This window comes from Limimaricola sp., assembly GCF_016125575.1.
GTDB lineage: Bacteria > Pseudomonadota > Alphaproteobacteria > Rhodobacterales > Rhodobacteraceae > WGLM01.
Genome location: NZ_WGLM01000002.1, coordinates 725262 through 740251 on the forward strand (window position 1 = coordinate 725262; position 14990 = coordinate 740251).

General features: G+C 64.8%; 13 protein-coding genes. 10 read left to right on the forward strand and 3 right to left on the reverse strand.

Annotated elements, in window-relative coordinates; all coding sequences use genetic code 11:
* Window positions 1–188: 188 nt before the first annotated feature.
* On the reverse strand, window positions 189–1187 hold the full coding sequence (locus GC146_RS05025) for a hypothetical protein (protein WP_291835197.1): 999 nt from the start codon (window positions 1185–1187) through the stop codon (window positions 189–191).
* 201 nt (window positions 1188–1388) lie between these two features.
* Here GC146_RS05025 and GC146_RS05030 point away from each other — a divergent pair, with 201 nt between their 5' ends.
* The 6 genes from GC146_RS05030 (at window position 1389) to ugpC (GC146_RS05055) (ending at window position 7888) form a co-directional block, all read left to right on the forward strand.
* On the forward strand, window positions 1389–2468 hold the full coding sequence (locus tag GC146_RS05030; protein ID WP_291835200.1) for a LacI family DNA-binding transcriptional regulator: 1080 nt from the start codon (window positions 1389–1391) through the stop codon (window positions 2466–2468).
* Window positions 2468–3727 carry a sugar ABC transporter substrate-binding protein gene (locus GC146_RS05035; protein WP_291835203.1) on the forward strand — a complete coding sequence of 420 codons (1260 nt, stop codon included), beginning with the start codon at window positions 2468–2470 and terminating at the stop codon, window positions 3725–3727. The genes GC146_RS05030 and GC146_RS05035 overlap by 1 nt, the downstream gene beginning before the upstream one ends.
* A gap of 78 nt (window positions 3728–3805) precedes the next feature.
* Window positions 3806–4891 carry a sugar ABC transporter permease gene (locus GC146_RS05040; RefSeq protein WP_291835206.1) on the forward strand — a complete coding sequence of 362 codons (1086 nt, stop codon included), beginning with the start codon at window positions 3806–3808 and terminating at the stop codon, window positions 4889–4891.
* A complete protein-coding gene (locus GC146_RS05045; protein ID WP_291835208.1) occupies window positions 4891–5769 on the forward strand; it encodes a carbohydrate ABC transporter permease in 879 nt (292 codons plus the stop codon). Before GC146_RS05040 ends, GC146_RS05045 begins: the two co-directional genes overlap by 1 nt.
* A gap of 15 nt (window positions 5770–5784) precedes the next feature.
* A complete protein-coding gene (locus tag GC146_RS05050; protein WP_291835211.1) occupies window positions 5785–6792 on the forward strand; it encodes a levansucrase in 1008 nt (335 codons plus the stop codon).
* 4 nt (window positions 6793–6796) lie between these two features.
* The gene (gene ugpC, locus GC146_RS05055) at window positions 6797–7888 is read left to right on the forward strand and encodes a sn-glycerol-3-phosphate ABC transporter ATP-binding protein UgpC (protein WP_291835214.1); all 1092 of its coding nucleotides are present in this window, start codon (window positions 6797–6799) and stop codon (window positions 7886–7888) included.
* A 6-nt stretch (window positions 7889–7894) separates the two neighbouring features.
* Here ugpC (GC146_RS05055) and GC146_RS05060 read toward each other — a convergent pair whose 3' ends face one another.
* Both GC146_RS05060 and GC146_RS05065 read right to left on the reverse strand, forming a co-directional pair.
* Window positions 7895–9721, reverse strand: a complete 1827-nt coding sequence (locus tag GC146_RS05060; protein ID WP_291835217.1) for a beta-N-acetylhexosaminidase — start codon at window positions 9719–9721, stop codon at window positions 7895–7897.
* 4 nt (window positions 9722–9725) lie between these two features.
* Entirely contained in the window at window positions 9726–10490 is a 765-nt protein-coding gene (locus GC146_RS05065) for a GntR family transcriptional regulator (protein ID WP_291835220.1), read from the reverse strand.
* A gap of 216 nt (window positions 10491–10706) precedes the next feature.
* Here GC146_RS05065 and GC146_RS05070 point away from each other — a divergent pair, with 216 nt between their 5' ends.
* From GC146_RS05070 to ugpC (GC146_RS05085), 4 genes are all read left to right on the forward strand, one after another.
* Window positions 10707–11639 (forward strand): sugar ABC transporter permease, encoded by a 933-nt coding sequence (locus GC146_RS05070; RefSeq protein WP_291835223.1) that lies wholly within the window; start codon window positions 10707–10709, stop codon window positions 11637–11639.
* Window position 11640: 1 nt separating this feature from the next.
* Window positions 11641–12483, forward strand: a complete 843-nt coding sequence (locus GC146_RS05075) for a carbohydrate ABC transporter permease (RefSeq protein WP_291835226.1) — start codon at window positions 11641–11643, stop codon at window positions 12481–12483.
* 67 nt (window positions 12484–12550) lie between these two features.
* A complete protein-coding gene (locus GC146_RS05080) occupies window positions 12551–13771 on the forward strand; it encodes a sugar ABC transporter substrate-binding protein (RefSeq protein ID WP_291835229.1) in 1221 nt (406 codons plus the stop codon).
* A 110-nt stretch (window positions 13772–13881) separates the two neighbouring features.
* A complete protein-coding gene (gene ugpC / locus GC146_RS05085; RefSeq protein WP_291835232.1) occupies window positions 13882–14979 on the forward strand; it encodes a sn-glycerol-3-phosphate ABC transporter ATP-binding protein UgpC in 1098 nt (365 codons plus the stop codon).
* Window positions 14980–14990: the final 11 nt, after the last annotated feature.

Below are 14990 nucleotides of genomic sequence, written 5' to 3' on the forward strand. Positions count from 1 at the left end.
GGGACGGCGCGCGGTGGCGCCTTCGCCTGCGGTCATCGGCGTCCCCGCCTGTACCGCGCCGCCAGAAGGCCCAGACATGATGAAGATTTCCTTAACGGCCGCCTTTGCCTGTCAAATATCCTCGGGGGTGAGCCCGGAACGGGCGAGGGGGCAGACAGCCCCCTTGCGGCGCTGGCCAGTCGGGTGCTTCAGCGAAACCAGAGCCCGTCGGCCTTCAGCCGTGACCGGATCTGCTGTTCGCGTGGCGGCAGGTTGGCCCTGTCGAAAAGTGCGCGCGCCTTGGCGCCCCGGCCCTGATAGACCATCTTCTTGACGGCCTCGGATTCGCGCAGAAGGCGTTTCAGCGGTTGGATGTTGGCGATGGTGTCGAGCTCTTCCACCGCCCTGTCGCTCTCGCGGGCATAGAGAAGTGGCAGCGCGCGGTAATGGCAGGTGATGCCACCGTCCATGCCGTCCAGTTCCGGCCCCGGCCGTCCGCCGCCCAGCCCGTGGATGACCAGCGGCAGCACCACCTGGTCGAGCCAGGGGTCGAGCGGCTGGATCACCAGTTCGGGCGGAGGATCGTCGCGAACCGAAACGGCATAGCGGGTGAAGCGGGCGCCAAACTCGGCCGGGTCCGCGCCGCAGAACCAGCCTGCGTTGAAATAAAGATAGCGCTGCCAGTATTCATCGGGTTGGGAGAGATCGAGCGACGAGGCGAAATCCAGCCCGAAGCGGTCGTAGAGCGATTTCCAGATCGCCGTGTAGCCCGGCCAATACAGCTCTTCCTTCGGCCATGTCCCCTCGCGCCGCATCGAGGCGGTGGGGCGGGCGAAGTCGAAAGGCACCTCGCCAATCTCGCCAAGGATCAGCGTATCGGTGTCGAGAAAAAGAAATGGCTCTCCCGCGGGCAGGCAGCTCAGCCCTTCGATCTTGTTGCCGTAGGGATAGCTTGCGCCGAAATGCGCGGACGTGAAGGGAACAATTTCGGCGCCGAAGCCTTCGAGTGCTGTGCGGAACGAGGGGTCGATGCGCGGATCGGCGGGCCAGAGCGGGCCGGGCTGCGGTTCGGCCACCACCAGCCGTCCGGCAAAGCCGGGCGCATTGCGTCGCAGCGAGGCTGCCAGAAACAGCGCCTCGATCTGCAGACGCCCGGCTTGTGCGACGATCATGATGTTGAAAGGGATTTTCGCCTTCGTCCTTGCCATGTCCGGCCCTTCTGACCCGCCTTCAAGGGGGTCCAAGAACGATCATCGCGGCGGAGCGGGGCCGAAGTCAAACCGATTTCCTGATCGGCGGTAAAGCGAATCGGATTGACAGGCAGCCTTGCCCACGCGTACTGACATCGGTGTCATGACATCGGTGTCATAGCCGGACATGACAGGGGCGGGATTGGCCGGGGAGGGGCAATGTCTACCATATACGATGTTGCGCGTGTCGCAGGCGTATCGCCCAAGACGGTCAGCCGGGTGCTGAACGGCGATGCACCCGTTGGCAAGAAGACGCGCGAAGCGGTCGAGGCCGCGATGGCGGAGTTGGGCTTTGTGCGCTCTTCCGCGGCGCGGATGATGCGGGCCTCGAAATCGGGGCTGATCGGGCTGATCACCGGCGCAATCTCGCATTCGCCCGAGCCGAGCGAACCGGCAGGGTTGCCAGACCTTTTCATCGTTCAGGGTATCCAGCGGGCGATCGCGGCCGAGGGCAAGACACTGATGATTGCCGATACCGGCGGTCACAGCGACAAGGTCGCGCACCTGATGCACACCTTCCTCGAACATCGGGTCGAAGGGCTGATCTACGTCGCCGACTATCACCAGGAGGTGTCGCTGCCGCCTGTCGGGCGCGATACGCCGCTGGTGCTGGCCAATTGCTTTGATGCCGCAGGCACGCCCGCCGTGGTGCCCGACGACCGGCGGGGCCAGCGCGAACTGGTCACGCGCCTGATTGCCGCCGGCCACAGCCGGATCGGCTACCTGACCTTGCAGCGCAACATGGTGGCGACGGGCCTGCGCCTTGCGGGCTATCGCGATGCGCTGGAGGCGGCGGGCATTGCACCCGACCCGGCACTGGTCGTGACCGGCTATCTGGAAGGGCAGGGGCATGACAGCCGCCTTCTGTGGGATGCGATCGACCGGCTTTTGTCGATGCCCGAGCCGCCGACCGTCCTGTGCTGCGGCAACGACGAGATGGCGATGCGCGCCTACGGCATCCTGCGCACCCGCGGCCTGCGCGTGCCCGAAGAGATCGGCGTGGCCGGTTACGACAACTACCGCGTCATCGCCGAAACCCTTTATCCGCCGCTGACGACGGTCGAGTTGCCCTACGTGGCGATCGGCATGCGCGCGGCCGAAACGCTTCTTTCGCTGATCAACGGCGAAGGCCCGATGCAGACAAACCCGACCCTCGTGGCGGGCCCTGTATCCTGGCGGTCCTCTGTGACCGCCACCAGCAACGTGCGCAAACTGGAAACCAAAGGGAGGACCACCTGATGAAACATGCACTGCTGACAAGCGGCGCCCTGATGGCCGCACTGGCCTGGGGCGGCGCTGCCGCGGCCCAGACCGATTTGACGATGTGGTACCACGGTGCCGGCAACGAGGTGGAAAGCAAGATCGTCCACCAGATCATCGACGATTTCAACGCCAGCCAGAGCGATTGGAAGGTCTCGCTGCAATCCTTCCCGCAGGCGGCCTACAATGATTCCGTGACCGCCGCGGCGCTTGCGGGAAACCTGCCCGACATTCTCGACATGGACGGGCCGAACATGCCCAACTGGGCTTGGGCAGGCTATATCCAGCCGCTCAACATCGACCAGAGCAAGATCGCCAATTTCCTGCCCGGCACCAAGGGCATCTATGATGGCAAGCTTTACTCGATCGGCCTGTGGGACGCGGCCATCGCGCTTTACACGCGGCAATCGACGCTCGACATGCTGGGCCTTCGCACGCCCACGCTTGACCATCCGTGGAGCAAGGACGAGTTCATGGCCGCGCTGAAGGCGGCCAAGGATTCAGGCAAGTTCGACTATGCCTTCGATCCCGGCATGGCATGGACCGGCGAATGGTACCCCTACGCCTTCTCGCCCTTCCTGCAGTCCTTCGGCGGCGATATCGTCGACCGGTCGACCTACATGACGGCCGAAGGCGCGCTGAACGGCCCCGATGCGATCGCCTTTGGCGAATGGTGGCAAAGCCTGTTCAAGGACGGCTACGCCTCTGCCAACCAGGACCCGGCGGACCGGGATTCGGGCTTTATCAACGGCAAGTACGCGTTCAGCTGGAACGGCAACTGGGCAGCGGTGCCGGCGATGGAAAAGGTCAAGGACCTCGTCTTCCTGCCCGCGCCTGATTTCGGCCATGGACCCAAGATTGGTGCAGCGTCGTGGCAGTTCGGCGTCTCGGCCACTTCGGCCCATCCTGACGGCGCCGCGGCCTTCATCCAGTTTGCGTTGCAAGACAAGTACCTGGCCGCGTTTTCGGATGGCATTGGCCTGATCCCCGCCACGACCACTGCCGCGGCGATGACCAAGAACTACGCCCCCGGCGGTTCGCTGGCCGTGTTCTTCGACTACTCGGCCCAAGAGGCAATGGTGCGTCCGGTCACCCCCGGCTACGTCGTTGAATCGAAGGTCTTCGAGAAAGCTGTCACCGACATCGCCAACGGTGCCGACGTGACTGATACGCTTGATGCCGCGGTCGACGAGATCAACGCCGACATCGAGAAGAACAACGGTTACCAGAAACAGTAACCGTTCCTCCCGCCCGGGCCGCGGCGCCTTTGCCGTGGCCCGGGTTCCCCCGCCGATCCCCGCATCTCAGGACAGGTGATGCCCATGCCATCCGGGTCGAAACTGACACAGTCGAACGCTGCGGGCTGGGCCTTTGCCCTGCCGGGATTTGCGCTGATGGTGCTGTTCATCATCGTGCCGTTCGTCTTTGCCATCGTGCTGTCGTTCACCAACCAGCGGCTGGTCTCGCCCAACCCGACCGAGTTCGTGGGCTGGTCGAATTACCAGCAGCTTCTGGGCGTGGGCATGCTGACGCTGGAGCCTGAAAAGGACGCCTCGGGGGCGATCATCCGCGACGCGGACGGCCAGCCGACCTATCCGCGGGTGCGCACCTACACGCGCAACAACCCCGACTATCCCGGTCTGAAGGGCATGCGCGAGCTGACCAGCTGGCAATCGGGCCAGAACCGCACCTACATCCTTGCCAGCGACGTTGTGTTCCTGCGCGCGATCATCAACACCTTCATCTTCGTGCTGGTCGTGGCGCCCGTGCAGGGGGGGCTTGCACTGGGGCTGGCCCTGCTGATCAATCAGAAATTACGCGGGATCAACATTTACCGGGCGATCTATTTCATGCCCGTGGTGGTCTCGATCGTCGTCGTGTCGCTGTTGTGGCGCTTCATCTATGACGGGAATTCGGGCCTTTTGAACAACATGCTCGGCGCGCTCAGTTTCGGCGCGTTCAAGCCGGTGAACTGGCTGGGCAATCCGCATACCGCGCTGGGCGCGATCATCGCGATGTCAATCTGGCAGGCCGTTGGCTTTCACATGGTGATCTGGCTTTCGGGCCTGCAGACGATCAGCCCCACCCTTTACGAGGCGGCGGCCATCGAAGGATCGACCAAGTGGCAGACCTTTCGGTACGTGACATGGCCGGGGCTGCGCAATACCGCCGTGCTGGTCCTGATCGTCATCACCATGCAGGCCTTCGCCCTGTTCGCGCAGATCGACGTGATGACCAAGGGCGGTCCGCTTGACAGCACGCAGACCATCGTCTTCCAGGCGGTGCAGCGCGGCTATGGCAAGCAGGACATCTCGGGCGGTTCTGCGATCTCGGTGATCCTGTTCCTGATCGTGCTGACGATCTCGCTGGTCCAACGCTACCTGACGCGGGAGAAAACGTGATGGCTCGCATCGACCCCGACAACCGCGGCCTGCGCCTGACCGTGCGCTACACGGTGCTGACGCTGATCGCGATCATCTTCGTCTTCCCGCTGATCTTCATGGTCATGTCGTCGCTGAAACCGGACCACCAGTTGCTGACCGACACGAGCAGCCTGCGGGCCTTTCTGCCGGTCGGCGATATCAGCGTGAACAACTACTTCGACGCCTTCAAGCGCGCGCCGGTGGCCATGTTCGTCTTCAACTCGGTGCTGGTGACCGGGGTGACGGTGCTGTTGTCGCTGCTGGTCTGTTCGTTGACGGCCTTCTCGTTCGTGTTCCTGCGCTGGCGCGGACGCGACCTTGTGCTGGCGATCATCCTTGCCACGCTGATCGTGCCGTTCGAGACCATCGCGATCCCGCTGTTGCTGCTGTCGTCCAAGCTGCCGTGGATCGGCCTGCACGGGCTGACATGGGGCTGGCTGAACAGCTATCGCGTGCAGATCGTGCCGTTCATCGCCGATGGCCTGACGATTTTCCTTTTCGTGCAGTATTTCAAGGATCTGCCCGGAGAGCTGATCGAGGCGGCGCGGGTCGAGGGGGCCAGTTGGGGCCAGATCTACCGCCGTGTCGTGATGCCGCTGTCCGGCCCGGTTCTGGCCACCGCCGCGATCCTGAAATTCCTTGCCATGTACAACCAGTATCTCTGGCCGCTGATGGTGGTGCAGGAAGAAGGCTATCGCCCGGTGATGGTCGGGCTGCAGTATTTCTTCCAGCTCAACCCCGCATGGGGCGAGATCATGGCCTATCTCAGCCTGATCACCATTCCGGTGCTGACCTTCTACCTCTTCTTGCAACGCGCCTTCATCGCCTCGATCGCTTCGACGGGCGTGAAGGGTTAACCGACGGATTCGACAATGGTTCTCGCGCTCAATCACCAATGGATCTGGGACAGCTGGTATGCCCATGACGGGCAACGCTGGCACGCCTACTTCCTCAAGGCCGACAAGTCGCTGGGCGACCCGGACCTGCGCCATTTCAACGTGCGCCAAGGCCACGCGATCAGCGACGACCTGGTCAACTGGACGCATCTGGGCACCTGTCTGCAGCCCGCCAAGGGCGAAAACACCTTTGACGACACCACGACATGGACCGGCTCGGTCGTGCAGGGGCCCGACGGGCTGTGGCATCTTTTCTATACCGGCGGCGGATCGGCCGAGCAGGGCCTTTACCAGCGGATCGGCCATGCGACCTCGACCGACATGCACCACTGGAGCCGGGTCGAGACGGTGCCGGGCAATCCGGGCCTCTGCCTCGACCTCGACGGGCCGAATGCGGCCTTCTACGAGAAGGATCACGCCGTCGGCCACTGGCACGACCGCGCGATGCGCGATCCTTGGGTGATGAAGGACCCAGAGGGCAATGGCTGGCTGATGTTTTTCACCGCGCGCGCGCCCGGCATCGCCGAGGCCAACGCCGCGGGGGCCATCGGTTTCGCCACCTCGCCCGACCTTTACACATGGACCCTGCAACCGCCCGTTTTCGTCGGCGGTTACGGGCAGCTTGAGGTGCCGCAGGTGTTTTCGGTCGACGGGCAATGGTATTGCCTGTTCTGCACCGCGGCCCAGCATTGGTCGCAGGCGCGTATTGCCGAAACCGGGCTGCGCCCCGTGACCGGTACGCATTACCTGATCGGTGACGGTCCGCGCGGCCCGTGGCGCATCGCGCCGGGTTTCATGGACGGGGCAGATCCCTGCCGGCGTTATGCCGCGCGGATTCTCGATACCGACGAGGGGCTGGTGATCATGGGGTTTGCAGATAGCGGCCATGACACGTTCATCGGCCATGTGATGGATCCCGAACCGGTCGAGGTGGGGGCAGACGGCCTGCTGCGCGTGGCCGCGCAGGCCCGGGCGGCGGAGTAGACCTATGGCGCGTATCGTTCTGAAAAACCTACGGAAAAGCTTTGGCTCCGTCGACGTGATCAAGGGCGTGGATCTGGCCATCGAGGATGGCGAGTTCACTGTCTTCGTCGGCCCATCCGGCTGTGGCAAATCCACCCTGCTGCGGATGATCGCGGGGCTGGAGGATATCTCGTCTGGCTCGCTGGAGATCGACGGCACGGTCGTCAACGAGGTGCAGCCCAAGGATCGGGGCGTGGCTATGGTGTTTCAGACCTACGCCATCTTCCCGCACATGACTGTGCGCGAGAACGTGGCCTTTGGCCTGACGATCGCCAAGACGCCCAAGGCCGAGAAGGAGGCCAAGGTCGCCGAGGCCGCGCGTATTTTGCAGATGGAGCACTTGCTGGACCGCCGGCCCAGCCAGTTGTCAGGCGGGCAGCGCCAGCGCGTCGCCATTGGCCGCGCCATCGTGCGCGATCCCAAGGTCTTCCTGTTCGACGAGCCGCTCTCGAACCTCGACGCCGCGCTGCGCATGAACATGCGCATGGAGATTGGCAAGCTGCACCAGCAACTCAGCGCCACGATGATCTACGTCACCCATGACCAGGTCGAGGCGATGACGCTGGCCGACAAGATCGTCGTGCTCAAGGACGGGCAAGTGATGCAGATCGGCACGCCGATGGAACTGTATCACGAGCCGGTCAATATTTTCGTCGCCGGCTTTCTCGGCGCGCCGTCGATGAATTTCCTGACCGTTGACGTGGGCGAGGTATCGGGCGACAGCGCAACGGTGCGCGCCGGCGCGCTGGAGCCTATCGCGGTGCCAACGCGCGGGCGCGACATCCGGGCGGGCGGCACCGCCACGCTGGGCGTGCGGCCGCAATATCTGGGCCCGGTGGACGCAGGCCAGACGGGCATGTTGCATGGCAAGGTCGACCTGACCGAGCGGCTGGGCAGCGAGACGGTTGTCGAGATGACACTGCGCGACGGCGCGAAGCTGATCGCCGCCTTCGCCGAGGACCGGATCTTCACACCGGGGCAGGGCGTGGACCTGAACTTTGATCCGGCCCGCGCGCATCTCTTCGCCGAGGCACCGCCTGACCCCACGGCGCACTGACGCCGCTCAGGCGCCGTCGTGCCAGCCGAAGGCCGGTTTCAGCACGTCGCGCAACGCGCCTGACAGTGCGCGTAGGCCCGCGCCGTCCAGCGTCTCGGCCCGGTCCCATGCCTTGGTGGCCACCCCCAGCAGGCGCGGCAGCAGCATCGGCCAAAGCTGGTTGTCTTCGGTGGTGAATTCGCCCCAGAAGGTCGCTTCGACGCCGATCACGCTTGGCGCGATGTCGGGCGCGTCGGGCGGCAAGGGTGACCAGCTGATCGTCTGTTCCAGCCCGATGAAGGCGGCCCAGGCCGCGCCCCAGTCGTCGGCCGCGCCGGTATGGGCCATATCGAGATAGGTATGCTGCGCGGGGCACATCACGATGTCATAGCCGGCGCGCGCGGCGGCGATGCCGGGCGCCTGCCCGGTCCATGAAAAGAGGATCGCGTTGTTGCCGATGCCGCCATTGGCGCCGCGCGCGGCCTCTTCCCAGGCGGCGGGGCGCTGGCCGTTGGCGGCCACGCGGGCGGCAAGCCGTTCCAGCAGCCAGCCCTGCAAGTCGTCGCGTCCGCCCAGCCCCTCGCGCGCCTTCAGCGCCGCCGCGGCCGGTGAGCCGTCCCAAGTGGCGGGTGGCAACTCGTCGGCGCCAAGGTGCAGGTGGCCGAAGGGAAACAGCGCGCCCACCTCATCGACAAGCGCGTTCAACACCCCCCATGTCCGCGGCATCGCGGGGTTCACCACGTTGGCGGGATAGCCCTGGATGCTGACTTCGGTGCCGGTCTCGTCGGGGTCGCGCAGGCCGTCGAGCGCGGCGATCAGGCCGAAGCCATGGGCGGGCACCTCGATCTCGGGCAGGATCTCGACGCACCGGTCGGCGGCGTGTGCGATCAGGGCGCGCGCGGTCGCCTTGGAATAGCTGCCGCCCGACCGGATGCCGCCGCCGAAGACTCCCGGCACCAGTTCGCCCTCGCCGCGAAAGGCGGTCTTTTGCCACAGCTCGGGCAGGCAATCGACCTCGAGCCGGAACGCCTCGTCATCGGCGAAGTGCCAGTGAAAGCGGTTGAGTTTCAGCAGCGCCATCAGGTCGATCAGCCGGGTCAGCGTCTGGGGCGCGAAGAAGTGGCGCGCACAGTCGAGGTGCTGGCCGCGCCAGCCAAAGCGGGGTCGGTCGGTGATGGTGCCGCAGGGCACCGCGCCGGGATGGGTGTGCATCAGCATCAGCAGGCTGACGCCGCCGTAGAAGGCGCCCGCGCGGTCGCCGGCAGCGAGTGTCAGGCCTTCGGGCGCGATGGTCAGGACGTAGCCCTCGGGCGGCTGGCCCGAGTCGTCGATCAGCCGCAGCGGCAGGCCGTCTGCAGCCAGGAACGGCCCAAGGCCGGTCGCGTGGGCCAGCCTGTCAACGGCCGCAAGCGGTTCGTCGCTGTTGGCGATGCCGCTTGGCGCGACGGTGCCGCCCGCGGGTTGCCAATCGGTGGGTGGCGGGACAAGGCGCAGCCCCTCGGGGCCGGGCGGTGCGGACCACTCGGCCGGGGCCACGCCCGCGGGCAGGGGCGGCAGAGCGTCGCAGCCACCGTCATGGCGCAGGTAGGCGCCCAGCGGCAGCCATGCGCGGTTGACCGGGCGATAGCTGCGGTCGAGGTGGCGCAGGACAAGGCGATGCGGCCGCCCCGGTTCCAGCGCGGGCAGCCGCACCTCGAGGTATCCGGCCAGACGATGGATCAGCCAGCCACCCTCCACCACCTCGCCCGCCGCCATCAGCGAGGCGCAGAAGACGGGCGAGGCGAGAGGCGTGTCGCTGCCGATCTCGCAGATGATCAGGTCGCCGTCGATGCGGGCGGAAAAGGTCAGATCCATCGCGCTACTCCAGCCGCAATTCAGTGACGAAATCGTAGATATCCGAGCGGTAGAGCCCGCGCGTGAACTCGATCGGGCGGCCGCTGTCGAGGTATCCGGTCCGGTCGATCCGCAGCGCCGCGGCACCCTCGGCCATGCCAAGGCGGCGCGCCTCCTCGGCGCCAAGGTTCACCGCGCTGACGCGCTGAATGGCACGGGTCGGCGCGCGACCGTCCGCGCGCAGCACCTGGTAAAGCGAAACGCCCACGACGGCGGGGTTGGGCAGGATGTCTTCGGGCAGGGCCGAGTTTTCCAGCGCCATCGGCACCCCGTCGGCGCTGCGCAGCCGTTCCAGCCGCGCGACGCGGCGCCCCGCCGAGAGGCCCAGCACCATCTGCTCGTCCGGGCTGGGCACGAACAGGCCTTGCGACAGGACGGCAGAGGTCGAGGTCTTGCCGCGCGCCCGCATGTTTTCGGTGAAAGAGACCAGCGAAGAGAGCGATTGTTCCAGCCGGGGCGGGCCTGCGCGCACGAAGCTGCCTGCGCCGCGGCGCTGCACGATCAGCCCCTCTTCGGCCAGTCGCGCCACCGCCTTGCGCACGGTGACCCGGCTGACATCCGCCATCTCGGCCAGATCGCGTTCGGGCGGAAGCTGCTGATCGGGGCCAAGGCGGCCCGAGCCGATCGCTGCCGCAAGATGCCGATAGAGTTGCAGATACCGGGCCCCGCCGCCGCTTCGGTGCCATGCGGCGGGCGAGAAGAGCTCGGCTGTATCGCTGTCGGCACGCATCTGTCGGCCCCCCGGCCCATTTTTCTGGTCTGACTGCGATAATACCAAAGTGGGGCCAATGGGGAAGCAGAAATTGAATATTTCAGGGGAAAACCGTGATCTATGGGGTATTATTGCGCTTGGTATTATTTTGGTAGCATTTTTACGGACTGCCGGTATCATCAACACCAAGATGCGATTCGTCCCGAGAGGCGGGTCCGCAACAGGGGGGACGCCATGGCCGATATGACCGTGGAGGCGGGCGCTGCCGCGCCGACGACGATGCCGCGCAGGCTAAGTGAAGGGTGGTTTGCCTGGGCGCTGATTGCTCCGGCGATGCTCTTTATCGGTGTTATCGTGGCCTGGCCGCTGGCCGAAACGCTGCGGCTGTCCTTCACCGATGCCAACCTCGGCGGCGAACATTGGGTGGGCTGGGCCAACTACCAGGCGCTGTGGGACAGCAGCCCCTTTGCCCAGACCATCGGGCGCACGTTCTACTGGATGGTCTTGTCGGTCTGCCTCAAGCTGATCCTTGGGCTGATCGGGGCGACGCTGCTGAATGCCGCGGTGCCGGGGCGGGGCCTGTTCCGGGTGCTGGTGATGCCACCGTGGGTCATTCCCATCGCGATCGGCTGCATCGGCTGGCTGTGGCTTTACAACGGGCATTTCGGCATGCTGGCGGGGCTGGCGCAGCGCTGGGGCCTGATCGGCGGCCCGTTCGAGTTTCTCGCCTACAAGCAAAGCGCCTTTTACTCGGCCATCGTCACCGATGTCTGGGTCGGCACGCCGATGGTCAGCCTGTTCTTTCTGGCCGCGATGCAGGGCGTCAGCCGCGACCTTTACGAGGCGGCCTGGGTTGACGGGGCAGGGCGCTGGTACCGGTTCCGCCGGATCACCATTCCGCAGATCATGCCGGTGATCGTCTCGATGGCACTTCTGTCAGCGATCTGGACCTTCAACAGCTTCGAAGTGATCTGGATCCTGACGCAAGGCGGCCCGCGCGGCGCCACCACGACGCTGATCGTCGATACCTACAAGACCGCCATCGGCAACTACAAGTTCGGCGAGGGTGCGGCCCGCGCTGTCGTGATCGTGGTGCTGCTGGCCTCGTTCAGCCTGATCTACCTGTTCTTCCTGAACAAGGTGAACCGCAAGTACGGGGTGAAGTGAGATGATGGACAAGTACACACGGCTGCAAGTTGTGGGCATCTACGCCGCGATCTTCGTTTTCCTGCTGTTCATGCTCTTGCCGTTCATCGAGATGTTCATGACCTCGCTCCGGCCGCTGTCGCACCTGTTTCGTTCGCCCTACACCTTCTGGGGCAGTGACTTCACCTTCGAGGCCTATTCGAAGATGTGGACGACGGTGCCGCTGCTAGGACGCTACATCGTCAACTCGGTCTATATCGCGGGGATGGTAACGGCGATCACGATGGTGCTGGTGGTGCCGGCGGCCTATGCCTATGCGCGGCTGGATTTCCCGTTCAAAAGCGCGTCGCTCTCGGTCTTTCTGGGCGTCAACATGTTCACCGGCGCGGTGCTGCTGATCCCGCTTTACCGGGTGCTGCGGACGCTGGGCCTGCTCAACACCTATTGGGCAATGATCGTGCCCGGGGTGGCGTTTCTGATCCCGACGGGCATCTGGCTGCTGCGCTCCTACCTCGAGAAGATCCCGCGCGAGTTGGAAGAGGCGGCCTATGTCGATGGCGCCAGCCGCATCTATACGCTGCGGCGCGTGGTGCTGCCGCTGGCCGTGCCGGGGCTGATCGTGGTGGGCGTGTCGGTGTTCATCGGCGCCTATGCCCAGCAGTTCCTTTTCGCGATCACCTTCAACCAGGAGCGTGCCTATCAGCCGCTGCCGGCGGGCCTGTTCGAGTTCATCGGCTACCAGTCGGTCAACTGGAACGAAATGATGGCGGCGGCACTCGTCGGCGTGCTGCCGGTGATGGTGATCTTCCTCTTCTTGCAGAAATACCTCGTCGCGGGACTGACCGCTGGCGCGGTGAAGGAGTGAGGCGCACGGGCGCCCACCAACGACCAACGACCGAAAAAAATCGTCCAAAATCAGGGAGACAAGGACAATGAAGTACCTAAAGACGGCAACACTGGCGGCGGCCCTTCTGGGCGGCTCGGCCCTTGGCGCACAGGCGCAGGAGCTGCACTTCATCATGTGCGGCGGCGAGGTCCGCCCGGCCGACCAGACCGTGATTGACCAGTTCCAGAAGGACAATCCCGGCGTCACCGTGAACATGGAAGCGGTGCCATGGGGCACCTGTCAGGACAAGTCACTGACGCTGGCCGCGGCGGGCGATCCGCCGTCGATCGCCTACATGGGCTCGCGCACGCTGAAACAGCTGGCCAACAACGACCTCATCGTGCCGGTCGAGATTTCGGCCGAGCAGCAGGCGCTCTACCAGCCGGGCGTGCTCCAGACGGTCAGCTCGGGCGGTCAGCTTTGGGGCTATCCGCACGCGTTCTCGACCAAGGCGCTCTACATGAACTGCGACCTGATCGAAAAGGCCGGCATGGAGTGCAAGGGCCCCGAGACATGGGCTGACCTGATCAAGATGGCGCAGACCGTCAAGGACCAGCTGGGCATTGCCGGGATCGGCCTTGCCGGCAAGGACTTCGACAACACGATGCACCAGTTCCTGAACTTCCTCTATTCGGATGGCGGTCAGGTGATCAACGCCGATACCGGCGAGGTGCTGCTTGACAGCCCGCAGACCCGCGAGGTGCTAGAGCTTTACAAGGCGCTGACCCCACTGGCCGAAGAAGGCCCGACCGCGTGGGAGCGCGACCAACTGAAGGACCTGTTCAACGACGGCAAGATCGCGATGTATGTCAACGGTCCGTGGGGCCGTGGCCAGCACAATGCCGACATCCATCAGCTCGTGGCGCCGATCCCGCATGGCCCGTCGGGCCCGTCGGGCACGATCCTGATCACCGACTCGATCGTGGTGTTCAAGCAGCATGACCACCCCGAGGTGCAGGCGATGGCGCAGAAACTGGCGCAGGCGCTGACCACGGGCGCGGCGCAGTACGACCTTGACCAAAGCTGGGGCCTGACGCCGATCTACCAGTACGAGAAGATGGGCATCGACAAGCCCTTCTATCAGGACGATCCGTTCTGGCAGGTCTTCGTCGACGGCATCCATACCGGTGGGCCCGAGCCGCTGGTCGTCGACTTCAAGTCGCTGCAAAGCGTGTTCACCAACATGGTGCAGGGCGTGATGCTGAACGACGATACGATCGACAACCTGGCCACCAAGGCCGGTGAGGAACTCGCCGCGATCAAGTGATCGCGCACCGGAACGGGCCACCATCTGCGTGGCCCGTTCCACCCCCGAATTCCCCTTATGCCTCAGGGCCGCCCCTTGCGCGGCCTCGCGGACCGTCACGAGGACCCATCATGGCCACGCTTGACCTTCAGAATATCTCGAAATCCTTTGGCGCCGCGAAGGTGCTGCAGGACATCAGTCTGGCGATCCAGGACAAGGAACTGGTCGTCTTCGTTGGCCCGTCGGGCTGCGGCAAGTCCACGCTTCTGCGGATCATCGCGGGGCTGGAAGAGGCAACGACCGGCCAGATCGTGATCGACGGTGCCGATGTCAGCGGCGCGCATCCGGTCGACCGGGGCATCTCGATGGTGTTCCAGTCCTACGCGCTGTACCCGCACCTGTCGGTGTTCGAGAATATCGCCTTTCCCTTGCGGGTGCAGAAGATGGCCGATGCCGAGATGCGTAAGCGTGTCGCGACGGCGGCCGAGATCTTGCAACTGACCGACAAGCTGCCGCTCAAGCCCGGCCAGTTGTCGGGCGGGCAGCGCCAGCGCGTGGCGATCGGCCGTTCGATCGTGCGCAATCCCAAGGTTTTCCTCTTCGACGAGCCGCTGTCGAACCTCGATGCCGCGCTGCGCGGCGACATGCGGGTGGAACTCAGCCAGCTGCACCGCGAACTGTCGGCGACGATGGTCTATGTCACCCATGACCAGGTCGAGGCGATGACGATGGCCGACCGCATCGTCGTGCTGAACAAGGGCAAGGTGGAGCAGTTCGGCCCGCCGATGGAGCTTTACCATCACCCGGCGACAAAATTCGTGGCCCAGTTCATCGGCCAGCCCAACATGAACCTGCTGTCCGGCACCGTGAAGGGTGTGGGCCCGGAGGGTCTGGCCGTGGAGGTGACGGGCGGCACGGTGATGACACTGCCGGTCGAGGCGGGTGGAACACGCGCGGGCGACAAGGTGGATGTCGGCATCCGGCCAGAGGACATCGGCCTTGGTGCCGGGCTGCGAATGAACGTCAACGTGCTGGAACGCCTTGGCGGCCAGTCGATCACCTATGGCCTGCTTGCCGACGGCGCGCGCTTTTGCGCCACGCTCGACGGCGACGCGGCCGTGCGCGAGGGCGAAGCGATCGACCTGACTGTCGATCCGGCCGACTGCCACGTTTTCAATGCAAACGGCGATGTGTTGCGGCGGCTGAAGGCCCCCGAACTGACACGCTGAAAAGGAGAATC